Origin of the sequence: Thiobacillus sp. (assembly GCA_024235835.1) — a bacterium.
In the GTDB taxonomy this organism is placed as follows: domain Bacteria; phylum Pseudomonadota; class Gammaproteobacteria; order Burkholderiales; family Thiobacillaceae; genus PFJX01.
Genome location: JACKLQ010000001.1, coordinates 526,513 through 542,465 on the forward strand (window position 1 = coordinate 526,513; position 15,953 = coordinate 542,465).

General features: G+C 64.1%; 17 protein-coding genes and 1 pseudogene. 3 read left to right on the forward strand and 15 right to left on the reverse strand.

Annotation, left to right across the window (positions count from 1 at the left end):
- Nucleotides 1-4: 4 nt before the first annotated feature.
- The 14 genes and pseudogenes from H6935_02600 to rluD form a co-directional block, all read right to left on the reverse strand.
- Nucleotides 5-544: a hypothetical protein gene (locus H6935_02600; protein ID MCP5277234.1), complete on the reverse strand. Its 540-nt coding sequence runs from the start codon at nt 542-544 to the stop codon at nt 5-7.
- Nucleotides 545-582: 38 nt separating this feature from the next.
- Nucleotides 583-822, reverse strand: coding sequence for a toxin-antitoxin system HicB family antitoxin (locus H6935_02605; GenBank protein MCP5277235.1), 240 nt, complete (start codon nt 820-822; stop codon nt 583-585).
- The gene (locus H6935_02610) at nt 819-1,235 is read right to left on the reverse strand and encodes a putative toxin-antitoxin system toxin component, PIN family (GenBank protein MCP5277236.1); all 417 of its coding nucleotides are present in this window, start codon (nt 1,233-1,235) and stop codon (nt 819-821) included. Before H6935_02610 ends, H6935_02605 begins: the two co-directional genes overlap by 4 nt.
- Nucleotides 1,236-1,480: 245 nt before the next feature.
- On the reverse strand, nt 1,481-2,143 hold the full coding sequence (locus H6935_02615; protein ID MCP5277237.1) for a TonB C-terminal domain-containing protein: 663 nt from the start codon (nt 2,141-2,143) through the stop codon (nt 1,481-1,483).
- 14 nt (nt 2,144-2,157) lie between these two features.
- Nucleotides 2,158-2,568 carry a biopolymer transporter ExbD gene (locus tag H6935_02620; protein MCP5277238.1) on the reverse strand — a complete coding sequence of 137 codons (411 nt, stop codon included), beginning with the start codon at nt 2,566-2,568 and terminating at the stop codon, nt 2,158-2,160.
- Nucleotides 2,546-4,321, reverse strand: a complete 1,776-nt coding sequence (locus H6935_02625) for a DUF2341 domain-containing protein (protein MCP5277239.1) — start codon at nt 4,319-4,321, stop codon at nt 2,546-2,548. Before H6935_02625 ends, H6935_02620 begins: the two co-directional genes overlap by 23 nt.
- Before the next feature lie 197 nt (nt 4,322-4,518).
- A pseudogene (locus tag H6935_02630) lies at nt 4,519-4,614 on the reverse strand (AbrB/MazE/SpoVT family DNA-binding domain-containing protein).
- A 347-nt stretch (nt 4,615-4,961) separates the two neighbouring features.
- Nucleotides 4,962-6,119, reverse strand: coding sequence for a tRNA 2-thiouridine(34) synthase MnmA (gene mnmA / locus H6935_02635; protein ID MCP5277240.1), 1,158 nt, complete (start codon nt 6,117-6,119; stop codon nt 4,962-4,964).
- 238 nt (nt 6,120-6,357) lie between these two features.
- Complete coding sequence (locus H6935_02640) at nt 6,358-6,846, reverse strand: NUDIX hydrolase (protein ID MCP5277241.1); 489 nt, start codon at nt 6,844-6,846, stop codon at nt 6,358-6,360.
- Nucleotides 6,843-8,156: a 30S ribosomal protein S12 methylthiotransferase RimO gene (rimO, locus tag H6935_02645; GenBank protein ID MCP5277242.1), complete on the reverse strand. Its 1,314-nt coding sequence runs from the start codon at nt 8,154-8,156 to the stop codon at nt 6,843-6,845. The genes H6935_02640 and rimO overlap by 4 nt, the downstream gene beginning before the upstream one ends.
- A complete protein-coding gene (locus tag H6935_02650; GenBank protein MCP5277243.1) occupies nt 8,153-8,935 on the reverse strand; it encodes an FprA family A-type flavoprotein in 783 nt (260 codons plus the stop codon). Before H6935_02650 ends, rimO begins: the two co-directional genes overlap by 4 nt.
- A 74-nt stretch (nt 8,936-9,009) precedes the next feature.
- A complete protein-coding gene (locus H6935_02655) occupies nt 9,010-9,888 on the reverse strand; it encodes a ZIP family metal transporter (protein MCP5277244.1) in 879 nt (292 codons plus the stop codon).
- Between the two features lie 35 nt (nt 9,889-9,923).
- Nucleotides 9,924-10,694, reverse strand: coding sequence for a peptidoglycan editing factor PgeF (gene pgeF, locus H6935_02660; protein ID MCP5277245.1), 771 nt, complete (start codon nt 10,692-10,694; stop codon nt 9,924-9,926).
- Nucleotides 10,684-11,631: a 23S rRNA pseudouridine(1911/1915/1917) synthase RluD gene (gene rluD / locus H6935_02665; GenBank protein ID MCP5277246.1), complete on the reverse strand. Its 948-nt coding sequence runs from the start codon at nt 11,629-11,631 to the stop codon at nt 10,684-10,686. Before rluD ends, pgeF begins: the two co-directional genes overlap by 11 nt.
- A gap of 41 nt (nt 11,632-11,672) precedes the next feature.
- Here rluD and H6935_02670 point away from each other — a divergent pair, with 41 nt between their 5' ends.
- The 3 genes from H6935_02670 (at nt 11,673) to H6935_02680 (ending at nt 15,266) form a co-directional block, all read left to right on the forward strand.
- Nucleotides 11,673-12,515: an outer membrane protein assembly factor BamD gene (locus tag H6935_02670; GenBank protein MCP5277247.1), complete on the forward strand. Its 843-nt coding sequence runs from the start codon at nt 11,673-11,675 to the stop codon at nt 12,513-12,515.
- Nucleotides 12,516-12,518: 3 nt separating this feature from the next.
- Entirely contained in the window at nt 12,519-14,708 is a 2,190-nt protein-coding gene (locus H6935_02675; protein MCP5277248.1) for a bifunctional (p)ppGpp synthetase/guanosine-3',5'-bis(diphosphate) 3'-pyrophosphohydrolase, read from the forward strand.
- Nucleotides 14,709-14,801: 93 nt separating this feature from the next.
- On the forward strand, nt 14,802-15,266 hold the full coding sequence (locus H6935_02680; GenBank protein MCP5277249.1) for a cytochrome c: 465 nt from the start codon (nt 14,802-14,804) through the stop codon (nt 15,264-15,266).
- Here the strand turns inward: H6935_02680 and H6935_02685 are convergent, their stop codons facing one another.
- Nucleotides 15,267-15,953 carry a 2-C-methyl-D-erythritol 4-phosphate cytidylyltransferase gene (locus tag H6935_02685; GenBank protein ID MCP5277250.1) on the reverse strand — a complete coding sequence of 229 codons (687 nt, stop codon included), beginning with the start codon at nt 15,951-15,953 and terminating at the stop codon, nt 15,267-15,269. It abuts the gene before it with no gap.

Genomic DNA, 15,953 nt, shown 5'->3' on the forward strand with positions numbered 1-15,953 from the left:
AGGGCTACGCCTTGGCCAGCAGTTCGGGGCTGGCCTTGTTCACCGCCACCCGGCAGCGGTAATGCTGTTTCACCGCCTCGCAGGCGCAATTGGCCCCGCCCTCGGCGCTTGCTTGCGCGCGTTTGCAGGCACTCTCCTGGGTTTCGCCTTCCGCCACGGAGTACATGCGCTCATTGTCCTTGCGGAAGGTACCGCCATCGCTGGGGAAGGAAGCCGACGAACCGGGCACCCGGCCAAACAGGGTATAGCGCCCCGTGCCCTTGCAGATCCAGGCGCCGGTGGAATACACCTTGCCGGCCACCAGCTTGGTCACCCCGCAACCCCAGTTGCCCGCTTCGCGCTCCATGCAGAACTTCACCTCGATATCCCGCCCGCAGTCGTTGCGCAGATGCAGTTTCACACTATCCGGGTCGCCGCAATTCTTGCCGCGCTCCATCTTTTCTACCGACACGCAGGTATCGGGCGTGGCTTCGGTTTCCTCCGCCCAGGCGGGGGCCGAAGCCAACGCGAGAAGTGCTCCCCACAAACCCAACAAGATTTTCATATCAACCCCCAGATTCCGGACTAGCCCGAACGCCCAACCTACGCGATCTCATCCCCCGCCACCGGAGGCACATCCGGCACCACGGCCAGAGCGGCGCGGAATTTCGCCTCGGAGCCACGTGCGGCACGCTCGTTCAGGTAGGTTTCGGTGGCCAGGGCCGAGATCTTTTCCGCCACCGCCGAGGCGATGAACTGGTTCATCGAGACATGATCCTGGCTCGCGACCTCGCGCGCCAGCTTGTGCAGCGAGTCGGGCAAGCGAACGCTGATAGTGCTCATGATTGCGCCTCCAGTAGGGCCAAAAACTCTCGCGGCGTCCGGATGGAAATGCCAAACGGCGCCGCGCGTTTGAAATCGTTGACGTTCCAGGTGACGATCATCGCCTGGGCCTTCACCGCCAGTTCGAGCAGGAAGTCGTCGTCCGGGTCTTTCAGCACCGGCCGCCACAGGAAGAAAATCTTGTGGTGCACCGCTTCGGCGCAGACGAAGTCGATGACGTCATCGATTTGCTGGTCTGACAGGGCAAGCTCACCGCGCTTCAGCACCGCTTCATATTCCGCAACCAGGGGCGCCGAGATATGCAACGTGTAGCGATCACCGCCCAGCAAGCTCAGCAGGCGAAACGACGTACCCCGCGATGACCTGAGCGCGGACAACAGTACGTTTGTGTCGAGAACGATATCCGGCTTCACAATGGTATTGTAGGCAATACCATAATTGGCGTCAAACGGGCTTAAGCGCCCGACACCGGATGACGACGGTGCCGCCTCGCATCGCTCATGACGGCACCCCGCTGCACCACCGCCCTTTGAAAAAACGTGAAAAATCGTGCCTGGCCCCTTTAGCTTAGGGACACGCGACGCTATGCAAGCTATTTTTCTGGCGTGGCGTTGATTGCGCCGGAAGCATCAGGCTGACATTTGAGCCTGGTCCATTTTCAGCCCGAAATCTTTGACGAGATACGCAGCCTTATCGGTTGGGGCAAATCCGGGGTCGGAGGCAGACCTAGGTTGTCCAGGGCGGCCAGCGCTTCCTTCAATCGCATGTCAATGGTGGGATCGCCGCTGGAGCGGATGAGTTCATAGCGATTCAAGCGTCCGCCCGGATCCAGCCAAAGCCAGATGATGGCACTGTAGTTGGCCTTGCGCAGGCCTTGGTCCCTGGACAAGGCACGTTCAAGAAATCGTTCGATCTGGGAGGCGTAATAACCGTATCGCCGATCGTCACCCCCACCGCCGATCTTGGCCGTGGCCAGCAGATCCTTGCCGCCCTTTTTCGCGGCCAGCCCGAAGGCATCTGAACCGCTGCCGCCCTCCGCGTCCACACCCAGCCGGTCATCCATCACCGGTTTATCGTCTCCCTCATCGGGTAAGGACTTCTCGATCTTCACCTCCTGCTTGACCACCGCCTCGGGGGGCTTCTCCTCGGTCTTCTTGGGTGGGGGGGGAGGTGGTGGCGGCTCGATCAGGCGTATCCGCTGGGTAAAGCGGTCCATCCGAACATCGTGGCCTTGCAGTTGATCCCGAACGAAAAAGACCACACCGACCACCACAACCAAGGCCAGTACACGATACAGCCAGCGCTTCAGCCAGACGGACATGGTGCTCACCCGGCTTATTTCACCAGACGCTGGGTGACCAGGCCCAGCTCCCTGATCTCCAGGCGCTTGACCACGTCCAGCACCTCGATGACCACCTGATACTGGATGCGGGCATCGCCCTTGACCACCACGGGCAGGCTGGGGTCGGCGGCCTTGTAGGCGGCCAGGCGCTGCTCCAGCTCCTCCAGGCTGACCTGGAAGGTATCCAGATAGACACGACCATCCTCGGTGATGGTGATGGCCTTGGTCTTGGGCTTGGCCATGCTGGGGGCCTCGCTGGCCTGGGGCAGGTCCACCTTGATGCCCTGCACCGAGGCGGTGGCCATGATGATGAATACGATCAGCAGGTTCCACGCCAGATCCATCAGCGGCGTGAGGTTGAGTTCGTCGTAGATGCGGCCCTCAGCCCGGCTGCGGCGGCGCATGGCCGGCTCCTTTCAGGGCATGGGTGAGGGCGATGCGCCCCACCAGCTCGTCGGTGAACACCTCCATGGCGCTGGTCAGGTCGCGGATACGGATAGCCAGATGGTTGTAGCCGAACATGGCCGGTATGGCGATCATCAGGCCGGCCACGGTGGTGGTCAGGGCCGCCGCCACACCCGGGGCGATGGTGTTCACGTTTACGTCGCCGGTGGCGGCAATGGTGGCGAAGGTGATCATGATGCCCACCACCGTGCCGAACAGCCCCAGGAAGGGGCCGCCGCTCACCGCCAGGGTAAGCAGCACCAGCTTGTGGTTCATGCGCTGAACCTCGCCCACCAAGGCCACATCCAGGCTGGAACGCAGCGCCTCCAGACCCTGGGGGCTGAGGGCGCGGTGGTAGCCCTGCTGTTCGTGGATGTCCAGAATACGCCGCAATTCGGCCATGGCATGGGTGTAGAGGCGCAGCAGGGCGGCGTCGCGGATCTCGGCCGGCGGGTCTTCGGCGGCGGGCGGCTCGTCTTCACTGCTTGAAGCGTCCAGGGACAGGCTGCTCAGCCTGCTCTGGAAGGCACGGTTGGCCTTTTCCATGCGCCTCAGGTACATGGATTTGTTGACGCCCGCTTCCAAGCTCACCAGCCCAAGCAACCCGATGAGGGCAATCACTATCCAGCCCTCGGGGCTGACCGAATCCACCAGTATCTTGACAATGCCCAGATAGGCCCCGCCGGCATCCTCTTCGCCTTCCTCCTCGCCGTAGGCCAACAAGGCGCCATCCGGGCCCTGAGCGGCCGCAACCTGCATCCAGGCGATGGGGCGAGCCAGGGTGGAGAACTGCACCTCGTCCAATTCACCCGTGAAGGCATGCTTGCCTGCGGCGTCCGCACCGAGGATGACTTCGCCGCTCATGTCGTCCAGGCGGCCAGTTGCTGACCCGGCCTCCCGACCGTTCAAGAACAAGGTCAACCGATCCGCCGCGGTGACCCCCACGTGCTGCCATTGTCCAAGATCGAGAGCGATGCGGGGCGTCTCCACTGCCTTGCCCCGGTCGCGCTCTATGCGGGCATACACGCCGTTCTGGTCCATGGCCACCAACACGGCGCGTTTTCCATCCCGTTGCTCGAAGAGCACGGCTTCCTGTTGCCGGGCATCCGGCTTGAGCCAGAAAGACAGTGAGAATCCTTGATTTGCGGTCAGCTTCAAGGAGGGCGAGGCCAATACCTTGATCCCTGCCTTGCCATCAAACCGGGCGGCTGCATTTATGGCCCCGGCCGTAGAAATGGTGGCTGCGGAGGGCTGGGCATGATTGCCGTTGGCCGTGCTGTCCTTGGGACTCTCCTCACGCTCATCGAAATGAAAAACCAGGCCGAATTGCTTGTCATAGGTGCCGCCGGGGTTCTGGGCAGGCGGCGCCTCCGGGTTGCCATAGTAGAGCCAGAAATGCTGGGGGGCAGCATTGCCTCCCAGGGTGGGCACCTGCACCCAGACCAATGCAATGCCATAAGTGGCATCATATTTGTCGATGTGGAACGGCAACTGGGTCTTGTCGTCGGCGGCGACGAAGCGCAGGTCAGAGCCGTCTGGGTTGCTGGCACTGAAGGGGAAGTTGCCCGCATGCAGACGCACGGCCAAGGGCACCTGTGTCAGCTGCTGGGAAACCTGGGTGTTGTCCAGGTTGATCTTGATGCGGTAAGACCAAGCATCGTCCCAGCCAGCACGGGACGGTTGCGGAATAACCAGCACCAGAAAAACGACCAACCACCAAAAGCCCCGCCGCGAGCCCATTTTTTTCAATCAAGTGCATTACCTGTTCTTGATCGTAGACAAATGACTCCGAATATGAGTGACACTTATGTGAGTGTTTGATTACAGGGCCCTCTTGCCCCAGGACAGCCCATGGGAAGCGTCCGAGCAGGTGGTGCTCAAGGAAACTCCAGTTCCTGACCTATTTGGCACACGTCCACCTTCTTGACGCTATCTGGGAAGCGCAACTCGGCCGGCAGGCGGACGGTCTGGGTTCGGTTGTTGGTGAAAACGGTGCTGGTGGTCATGGCGGCCTCCTGGGTGAAGTTGAACGTCGTCCCTCTCCCGCGCTGCCGCGCACCCCTCCCCCGCTTGCGGGGGAGGGGCTGGGGGGAAGTGGCAATTCAACAACATTTACGCCGGACCAATAACAATCACGCGGGGATAATCATTTTTGGAGCCAGATTCATTCGTTTGGCCCGGCGGGTGAACTTGCGGTCATCGAATGACGCCATGGCGTTGCATTCACGGTAACTGGCCAGATGCAGCGCGTCTGCGAAATCCAGACCGGCTTCGTGGGGGACAAAGCCTATTCAACCGCCGCTCTATCCTCGACTGTGAAATGGGGCAGCCCCGGCAAATGCCGCATGGACAATCACGGCTTCAGGATGCTGGCTGGATCGAAGTCGGCCAGCACGGCGGTGCGCTTACTTTTGAGCAATCCATAGCCACCTCTCTGTATCACCCCGCCCCCCAGGCAGTTCTCCCCTTCGTACACCACCACCGACTGCCCGGACGTGACCGCCCACTGGTCCTCGTCGAAGCGCAGCACCAGGCGGTTGGCCTCGATGGCCTCCACGGTGCAGGCTGCGTCCTGCTGCCTGTAGCGGGTCTTGGCGGTGTAGCGGCCGCCGGCCTTGGGGGGGGCCACCACCCAGGTGAGGTCCGCCGCTTCCAGGGTGGCGGACAGCAGCAGCGGGTGTTCGTGGCCCTGGACGACGATGAGCTGGTTCTTCTCCAGGTCCTTGCCCGCCACGAACCAGGGCACGCCCTCCTCCGCCCCTTTCACGCCGCCGATGCCCAGGCCCTGGCGCTGGCCCAGGGTGTAGTACATGAGGCCCTGGTGGCGGCCCAACACCCGGCCTTCGGGGGTGATCATCTCGCCGGGCTGGATGGGCATGTAGCGTTGCAGGAATTCCCGGAAGGGCCGCTCGCCGATGAAGCAGATGCCGGTGCTGTCCTTCTTCTCGGCCACGGGTAGTCCAGCCTCCCGGGCCAGTTCCCGCACCTGGGGCTTGGGCAGGTGGCCGATGGGGAACAGGGCGTGCTCGATCTGCCGCTGGTTCAGGCGGTAGAGGAAGTAGCTCTGGTCCTTGTTGGGGTCCACGCCCTTGAGCAAACGGCGGTTGGGGTAGGCCCCTTCCAGGCGGGCGTAATGGCCTGTGGCGATGTGGTCCGCCCCCAGGGTGAGGGCGTGGTCCAGGAAGGCCTTGAACTTGATCTCGGCGTTGCACAGCACATCCGGGTTGGGGGTGCGGCCCGCTTTGTATTCCTGCAGGAAATAGGCGAAGACCCGGTCCTGGTATTCCCTGCTGAAGTTGACCAGCTGCACCTCGATGCCCAGCACCTCGGCGACGGCCAGCACGTCCTTGTAGTCCTGGGCGATGGGGCAGTCTTCCTCCAGGTCGTCCGCCTCCCAGTTCTTCATGAACACGCCTACCACTTCATGGCCCTGCTGCTTGAGCAGCCAGGCGGTGACGGCGGAATCCACGCCGCCGGAGAGACCTACAACGATGCGGCGCATGGGGCTCATGGGCTTGCCTTGTCCCCATTGGAGCCAATACATCCAGATTGACTACCCTTGGTGGCGAGCGGCGGCAAACCACTCCCCCCTTTCTCAAAGGGGGAGTGAGGGGGATTTAGGGGCGCATGCTCCCAGGACAGGCTGTCAAATCCCCCCTGCCCCCCTTTACCAAAGGGGGGGAAAACCGGAGGGGCGGCTTCTGAGGGAGGAAATACCGGGCGGGCTGCTTTGCGGGGGTTCACCGGGTTTATTCCTCCTCACCGCCAGTAAAAACCTGTCCCTCTCCGAAGTCGATGAGCATTTCCAGCGGATATTCGCGGCCGGCCAGGTAGTCCTCCAGGCATTTGGACAGGAGGGGGCTGCGGTGGCGATGGGCGTTGGCCTGGATTTCCTCGGGCGTCATCCACACGGCCCGCAGGATGCCTTCGTCCAGGGGCGCCGTGGGGTCGAAGCCCAGGATGGTGCCGGTGAAGGCGAAGCGCATGTAGGTGTGCCCCTTGTCGGGATGGCGCCAGCGGTACACGCCCAGCAAGGCGGTGGGCTCGAAGTGGTGGGCGGTTTCCTCGAACACCTCCCGGCGCACGGCGTCCACCAGGGATTCGCCGTCCTCCAGGTGGCCGGCGGGCTGGTTGAAGCGCAGGCCTTCGTTGGTCTCCTCCTCCACCAGCAGGAATTTGCCGTCCTCCTCGATGACGGCGGCCACCACCACGTGGGGTTTCCACACGGTTTCACTCATACGGGCTTGCCCCACAGGTCGTAGTCGTCGGAGCGGGTGATCTTCACCTTCACGAAGTCGCCGGGTTGCAGGCCTTTGCCCTGGGCGATGTGCACCACGCCGTCGATCTCCGGGGCGTCGGCATGGGAACGGGCGATGGCACGGCCTCCACCGACCTCATCCACCAACACGGTGGTTTCCGTGCCCACTCGGGCCTTCAGCCGGGCGGCGCTGATGTCCGCCTGCACGTCCATGAAGCGGGCCAGGCGGTCCTGCTGGATATCCTCGTCCACCGGGTCCGGCAGCTCGTTGGCCTTGGCGCCGTCCACGGGGGAATAGGCAAAGGCCCCCACCCGGTCCAGCTGGGCGGCTTCCAGAAAGTCCAGCAGCTCGTCGAAGTCTTCTTCCGTCTCGCCGGGGAAGCCCACGATGAAGGTGCTGCGGATGGCCAGGTCAGGGCAGATCTCCCGCCACTTCTCGATGCGGCGCAGGACGTTCTCTGCGTGGGCCGGGCGCTTCATGGCCTTGAGGATACGGCGGCTGGCGTGCTGGAAAGGCACGTCCAGGTAGGGCAGCACCTTGCCTTCGGCCATCAATGGGATGACGTCGTCCACGCTGGGATAGGGGTAGACGTAATGCAGGCGCACCCAGATGCCCAGTTTGGCCAGTTCCTGCACCAGTTCAAGCATGCGGGTCTTCACGGGGCGGCCGTTGTAGAACCCGGTGCGATACTTCAAGTCCACGCCGTAAGCGCTTGTATCTTGTGAAATTACCAGGAGCTCCTTCACCCCCGCCTTCACCAGGGCCTCGGCCTCATTGAGCACGTCGCCGATGGGCCGGGACACCAGGTCGCCCCGCAGGCTGGGGATGATGCAGAACGTGCAGCGGTGGTTGCAGCCCTCGGAAATCTTCAGGTAGGCGTAGTGCCGGGGTGTGAGCTTGAGGCCGCCGGGGGGGATCAGGTCGGCGAAGGGGTCGTGGGGCTTGGGCAGGGCACCGTGGACGGCGGTCATGACCGCCTCGGTAGCATGGGGGCCGGTGACCGCCAGTACGCTGGGATGGGCGTCCTTGACCACGGATTCCCTGGCACCCAGGCAGCCGGTGACGATGACCTTGCCGTTCTCCCGCAGTGCCTCGCCGATGGCGTCCAGGCTCTCCTCCACGGCGGCGTCGATGAAACCGCAGGTATTAACCACCACCAGGTCCGCGTCCTGGTAGGTGGGCACGATGAGGTAACCCTCTGCCCGGAGCTGAGTCAGGATGCGCTCGGAATCGTAGCTGTTTTTCGGGCAGCCCAGGCTGACGAAGCCGACTTTGGGAAGTGAACTCATGTGGGTAGTTTGTAGTTGTCCTGGCTGAACAGGTCGATGCCGCAATGCAGGTCCTGAATCCAGTCCAGGAAGGCGCCGATGGCCTCGGGGCCCTTGAACCAGCGGCCGTGCTGGGGCACCAGCATGTCCACCTCCATGGTGCGCACCATGTTGGCCCAGAAGCGGCAGACCTTGTTGGACACCATGTAGCGGCGGTGGAAGCCTTCCATCCGGGGCACGTGGGCCAGGAACTGGGCCCTGGTGGTGATGGGCTCCAGGATGGCGTCATGGTGCACCAGGGAGGCGCCCAGGTCGCCGGAAAACAGAATCTTCGACCTGGTGTCGTAGAATTGGAAATTGCCCTCCGCATGGAGGAAGTGGGCCGGCACGGCCACGATCTTCGTGTCCCGCATGGAAATGACAGTGCCCTGGTCGGGTATACCCAGGATACGGCCCTCGGTGCGGTTGATCGTGCAGAAGTGGGGTACAAAGCGTTCCCACAGGGCCGAGATATACAGGGAACATTCGGTCGCAGTGAGCCACTTGCCGAGGGATGCGACGATGTCCGGGTCCTGGTGGGAGGCGAAGATGTACTTCAGGTCCTTGAAGGGGAAGTACTTGTGCATGGCCATGAGGAGGGCGTTGTAGGTCATGTTGCCCGCCGGATCGATCAAGGCCCCCTCCCCGTCCGAGACGATGAGGAACTGGTTGGCCTGCACCGCGGCACCGCCACTGTCGTCCACCAGATCGTTGAACATGAGGCAGACATGCTTGCCGTCGTTGTAAAGTTCAATGGCCATAACGACCTCCTCCTGATATTTCCGCCATGTACATCATCGCCATCGGCTATGCCTACGTAATCCTGATGGTGACCCTAGTGGTCATCGCGGCCGGGGATTGGCTGAAGGGCCTGGCCATCGCCGTGTTCCTCGGCGTGCTGCCCTTGTGGGTGTTCGTGAAGGCCGTGCCCCGCCGACGTCTCCATGTAGGACTCCGCCAGGGTGCCCGCGCCCCAGACGGTGAGGACACCCAGGCCAATCAGTAGCACCTGCTGGGCCGTGTGGGCCAGTTCCACCCGCTTGTGCAGGCCGGGGATCAGGTCCGCCACCGCCACGTAGATCATGCCCGAGGCGGCGATGGCCAGCATGTAGGGAAGGAACTCCTGCATGTCCGCCAACAGGAAGTAGCCGATCAGGGCTCCCGCCAGCATGGCCGCGCTGGAGAGCAGGTTCAGCATCAGGGCCTGGGTCTTGCCGTAGCCGGAATGGAGCAGGATGAGGAAGTCCCCCAGTTCCTGGGGCACCTCGTGGGCGGCGATGGCGAAGGCAGTCACCACCCCCAGCTTCACGTCCACCAGGAAGGCGGCGGCGATCATCACCCCGTCCACGAAGTTGTGCACCGTGTCGCCCACGGTGATCATCAAGCCGGAGCGGCCATGGTCATGGCCGTGGGATGGCGTGCCATGGGCCTCGCAATGCTCCGTGTGGCAATGGCGCCAGAGCACCAGTTTTTCCAGGATGAAGAAACCCAGTATGCCGACCAGCACCACGGCCCCCATGGTCTGGAAATTTCCGGCGTGCTCCACGGCATGGGGCAGGATTTCCAGGAATACCGCCCCCAGCAGGGCGCCGATGGCATAGCTCACCATCACCGGCACCCATTCCGCCCGCATCCTGAGGGCCACGCTGGCCAGCAGCACCGAAAGCAGGCCGCCCGCGGCACTGGCGAGGAGGATCATGGACAACAGGCTCATGGGGCGGCGGGGGAAATCTGTGGAAGGCCCGAATTCTACTGGTCTTGCAGCCAGATCAGGCTGGCCATGCGACCAGTATTTCGATCCCGGCGATAGGAAAAGAAGCGCTCCATGTCCTTGTAGGTGCACAGTCCGCCGCCATAGACCCGTTCCACTCCCACGGCGGCGAGACGGATGCGGGCCAGGGCGTAGATGTCAGCCAGCCACTTGCGCGGCGTCTCGTCCAGGGTGCCCGGCAGGGCGGGACGGAAGGCAATGCCCGCCAGGGCATGCTGGCTGACGAAGGCCTCCCGCACCTCGTCCCCCACCTCAAAGGTGTCGGGGCCGATGGCTGCCCCCAGCCAGGCCAGGATACGTTCCGGGGCCACCCCCATGGTCCGGACGGTTTCCTCCAGCACCCCGCCCGCAAGGCCCCGCCAGCCCGCATGGGCCGCCGCCACCACGGTGCCGGCCTCGTCGCAGAACAGCACCGGCAAGCAGTCGGCGGTCTGCACCACGCAGACCTGGCCGGGTTCCCGGGTCATGCAGGCGTCCGCCTCGGGGGTGATCTCCCCCATTTTGGAATGGGGGATGGGCAGCTCGAACACCCGGTTGCCGTGCACCTGGTTCAGCCATAGCGGCTCGCTGGGCAACCCCTGCCTCAGCAGGCGGCGGTTCTCCGCCACCGCCCCCGGATCGTCGCCCACATGGGTGGCGGTGTTGAAGCTGTCATAGGGCGCCGAGCCGACGCCGCCGGCCCGGGTGGTCATCAGGGCGCGGACTTTGGCCGGCGCAGGCCAGTCGGGGAGTATCCAGTCAGGATGCATGGGGGTTCCTCAGGGATTCGATGAGTTCCTGGAAGTCGGCGGGGGGCGGAGCCTCCCATTCCATGGCCTCGCCGGTCCGGGGATGGGCCAGGCCCAGGCGCACGGCATGCAGGGCCTGGCGATGAAACGGGATCTGCCCCGCCCAGTTCCTGCCGCCATAGACCGAATCCCCCACCAGGGGGTGGCCGATATGGGCAAGGTGGACCCGGATCTGGTGGGTACGGCCCGTAGCCAGGCGGCATTCCACCCAGGCACATTGGCCGAACTGCTCCAGCACCGCCCAATGGGTCAGGGCCGGCTTGCCCGTGGGGCGGTCCTCGTCCACCACGGCCATCCTGGTGCGCTGGGTGGGATGGCGGCCGATGGGGGCCTCCACATCGCCGGCCTTGCGATCGAACACGCCCCGGGCCACGGCCCAGTACACCCGTTTCACCGTGCGGGCCTGGAGGTCCCGTACCAGCTGGGTCTGGGCCTCCAGGGTCTTGGCCACCACCATGAGGCCCGAGGTGTCCTTGTCCAGGCGGTGGACGATGCCCGCCCGGGGCAATCCTGCCGCCTGGGGGGTATGGTGCAGCAGGGCGTTCAGCAGGGTGCCTTCCCAGTTGCCCGCGCCCGGATGGGTGACCAGGCCGGCGGGCTTGTTGATCACCAGGATGTCCCCATCCTCGTAGACGATGTCCAGGTCCATGGCCTCGGCCCGGTGACTGGTTTCTTCAGGAAGGAGTTCCGGCTCCACGGCCACGGCCTCGCCGCCCCAGACCTTCTGCTTTCGGCTGGCGGGGCCGTCGTTCACCCGTACCCGCCCGGCATCGATCCAGGCGGCCAGGCGGCTGCGGGAAAAATCGGGCAGCAGTTCCGCCAGGCTCTGGTCCAGGCGGCGACCGGCGTGTTCGGGGGGTATGGTCAGGCTGAGCGGTGCGGACAAGGGTTTGGACATAAGGGCGCAGGTATAATCCGCGCGTCTTTATGGGGATGAATATGCAGCGAATTCTAGCTTTGGCTTCGCCGAAACTGCGCCTTCGGCTTGTTTTCCTGATGCTTTTCGGTTTCCTGACGGGTTGCAGCCTGTTGCCGGACGAGATCGACGAGACCAAGAGCTGGTCCGCCTCCAAGCTGTATTACAGCGCCAAGGAAGCCTTGAACGAGGGCGATTACGAAAAGGCGGTGAAGCTCTATGAAAAGCTGGAAGCCCGCTACCCTTATGGGGCTTTTGCCCAGCAGGCCCAGCTGGAAGTGGCCTATGCCTACTACCGGGACAACGAGCCCCTCTCAGCCGTGGCCGCCTGCGAACGCTTCATCAAGCTCCATCCCCAGCACCCCAACGTGGACTACGCCTACTACCTGAAGGGCCTGGCCAATTTCGTGGAGGACCAGACCTTCCTGGCCCGCTTCAGCGACCAGGACATGAGCGAACGGGATCCCAAGGCGGCTCGGGAGGCCTTCGAGGCCTTCCGGGAACTGTCCATCCGCTTCCCCGAGAGCAAGTACACGCCAGACGCCGTCTCGCGCATGAAGTACCTGGTCAACGCCCTGGCGGCCCACGAGGTCCACGTGGGCCGCTACTACTACAAGCGCGGCGCCTACGTGGCCGCCGCCAACCGGGGCAAATACGTGCTGGAGCACTACCAGCAGTCCCCCGCCCTGGAGGAAGCCCTGGTGGTCATGGCCCGCAGCTACGAGCAGATGGGCCTGACCGACCTCAAGGAAGACACCCTGCGGGTGATCAAGAAGAACTTCCCCGACAGCCCCTACCTCACCGGCAAGGACCTGAAGAAAGATCGCCCCTGGTGGCGGTTCTGGGAGATCCAGAGCCAGGACTAAGGGGTGGTTTCACACGCTCTTACAGCCACCCCCGACAGCAGCGTAGCCTGGCTGGAGGCCCTGGCAGGTAAGTTCCCCGACGATAAGTGGGAACTGCTGAACCAGGCCGTTGCCTGGCTGGAAGTGCACGGCGCAGAGTCCACGGCGGACACGGGGGCGCCCCTGGTGAGCCACGCCCTGGGCACCGCCGCCATCCTGGCGGGCATGCAGTTCGACACCGAGACCCTGGCCGCCGCCCTGCTCTTCGGCCTGCCGGAAAAGGCCATCAAGCGGGAGACCCTGGCCCACCGTTTCGGCGCCCACCTGGCCGCCCTGGTGGAAAGTGCTACCAAGCTGGCGCGCATGGACCACCTGTTCACCGAGTTGCACGCCGAGGGCGGCCAGAGCGAGGCCCTGCGCCAGATGCTGCTGGCCATGACGGACGACATCCGCGTGGTGTTCATCAAGCTGGCGGAGCGCACCCAGGCCCTGCGGGAGCTGGCCCTGGGGGACCCGGAACTGCGCCGCAAGACCGCCAGCGAGGTGCGGGAGCTCTACGCCCCCCTGGCCAACCGCCTGGGGGTCTGGCAGCTGAAGTGGGAGCTGGAGGACCTGTCCTGCCGCTACCTGGAAACCGAGACCTACCGCCACATCGCCAAGCTCCTGGACGAACGCCGCCTGGACCGGGAGTGGTACATCGAGCACGTGGTGAAGGTGCTGGGGGAGGCCCTGGCGGGCGACGGCCTGTCCGGCTATTCCATCACCGGCCGGCCCAAGCACATCTCCAGCATCCTGGCCAAGATGCGCAAGAAGCACCTGTCCTTCGACGAGGTGTACGACGTGCGCGCCGTGCGGGTGCTGGTGAAGGACGTGAAGGACTGCTTCCACGTACTGGGCCTGGTGCACAGCCTCTGGCAACCCATTCCCGGCCAGTTCGACGATTACATCTCCCGTCCCAAGGGCAACGGCTACAAGTCCCTGCACACCGCCGTGGTGGGTCCGGAGAACAAGGCCCTGGAAGTCCAGATCCGCACCTTCGACATGCACCAGGAGGCGGAGATGGGCGTGGCCGCCCACTGGCGTTACAAGGAAGGGGGCAAGGGCGGGGACAAGACCGGGGGACTGCAGGACAAAATCGCCTGGCTGCGCCAGCTGCTGGCCTGGCGCCAGGAGGTCGGGGACAGCTCCGATGATGGAAGCAGCTCCGATCTGGCCCAGCACTTCAAGAACGAGCTGTTCCAGGACGAGGTCTTCGTGCTCACCCCCCAGGGCAAGGTCATCGCCCTGGCGGCGGGCGCCACGCCCCTGGATTTCGCTTACGCGGTGCATACGGAACTGGGCCACCGCTGCCGGGGCGCCAAGGTGGACGGCAGCCTGGTGTCCCTGGATACGCCCCTGGCCACGGGCCAGCGGGTGGAAATCCTCACCGTCAAGCAGGGAGGGCCCAGCCGGGACTGGCTCAACCCCCACCTGGGCGTACTCAAGACCGGCCGGGCCAAGGCCAAGGTGCGCCAGTGGTTCAAGCAGCAGGACCTGGACACCCACATCCAGGAAGGCCGCGCCCTGCTGGACAGGGAAATCCACCGCCTCAACCTAACCAACGTGAACCTGGAAAAGCTGGCGGTCCGGCTCAAGTTCGCCAAGCCAGAGGAACTCTTCGCCGCCCTGGGGCGGGGAGACGTGGGGGCTACCCAACTGGACCGCACCCTCCAGGACGAATTTGTTCCGCCCCAGGAAAAGCCCCTGGTCACGGCTCCCAGGCGCAGAACCGAGGCCGCCGGCGTGCTGGTGGAAGGGGAACCGGGCCTGCTCACCCAGATGGCCGGCTGCTGCAAGCCTGCGCCGCCGGATGCCATCGTGGGTTACATCACCCAGGGCCACGGCGTCACGATCCACCGGACTGACTGCCCCGTCATCCTGCACCTGCCGGATGAACGCCAGGGGCGCCTGCTGCAGGCCGACTGGGGCGACAAATCCGGCACCACCTTTGCCGTGGACATGGAAGTGGTGGCCCGGGACCGTTCTGGCCTGCTGAAGGACGTGACGGAGATACTGGCCCAGGAGAAAGTCAACGTGGTGAGGGTCAACACCGTTTCCCAACAGGAAACCGCCTTCATGGAGTTCACCCTGGAGGTGGCGGACGTAGCCCAGCTGACCCGTTGCCTTGCCCGTGTCGGCCATGTTCGCGGGGTGGAATTCACTCGCCGCAAATAGGACTGCGTCTATCCATATGTTGGAATATCAGGATATTCTTGTCACAAATCAACCGTTCAGGCGGTTTAAACCAGACACATCAAGGAGAGAGATATGCCCCAAAGAATTTTTCAAATCATCCTGGCACTGCTTTTGATCGGTGCATGTTCGGTCGCCCGGTCTGACAGCTACACCGCCAGGGATAACCGCCAGCCCATTCCCGTCACCGCCAAGGAACACAATCAGTATCTGTTCGAAATGCGGGAACTGCTGCACAACCTGTTCAACATACATCTGGCCCTGTCCAGGAACGATTTCAAGGCCGCCGCCGTGGCGGCCCGGCCCATGGGCGCCCTGCTCGACAACACGCCCGCATCCCTGCGGGAGCGTCTGCCAGAGGAATACATCCAGCTCAGCATCGCCCTGCGGGAAGCCATCGAAGCCCTGGCCAAGGACGCGGAACAAGCCAAGGACATGTCGGCGGTCCAGGGCCATCTGGCCGAGACCATGACCTATTGCTCCGGCTGCCACGACACCTACCGCTTCGAGGTCCGGGCCGTCATCCCCAACAGGAAATAATCACGACCGGCTGCCCAGCAGCCAGGCAGCCACCTCCAGGTCCCGGGGATAGGTGACCTTCAGGTTGGTCAGATCACTCTCCACGAGCCGTGGAGACAATCCCAGGGCCTCGATGGCCGACGCCTCGTCCGTCACCCCCGTGCCCGCCTGAAGCAGGGCCCGGGTCAGCAGGCCATGGGGAAACATCTGGGGGGTCTGGGCGCCCCAGAGCCTTTCCCGGGACACGGTCTCTTGGATGCGCCCCCCCTCCCCTTCCCGTTTCAGGGTATCCGCCACCGGCGCCGCCAGGATTCCCCCCACTGCGTCGCCATCCACCTGGGCGAACAGCTTGTCCAGCAGGCGCCGCGACAGGCAGGGACGGGCGGCATCGTGCACCAGCACCCAGTCATCGGCCGCAACTTCGCCCGCCATGGCCTGGAGGCCGTTGAGCACACTTTCGGCCCGGGTAGCCCCCCCGCATCTCAACACCGTCAGGCGGGAGAAGCCGGACCAGTCGTAGCCGTCCCACCAACCATCCTCCGGGGAGAGCACCACATACACGCAGCCGATGGCCCCATGGTCCTCGAAGGCCCGGGCGGCATGCCAGATCATGGGCTGGCCATGGATGTCCAGGTACTGCTTGGGGTGTTCGGCCCCCATTCGGGCGCCAACGCCGGCGGCGGGCAAGAGGGCGAAGTGCTTGGGCAT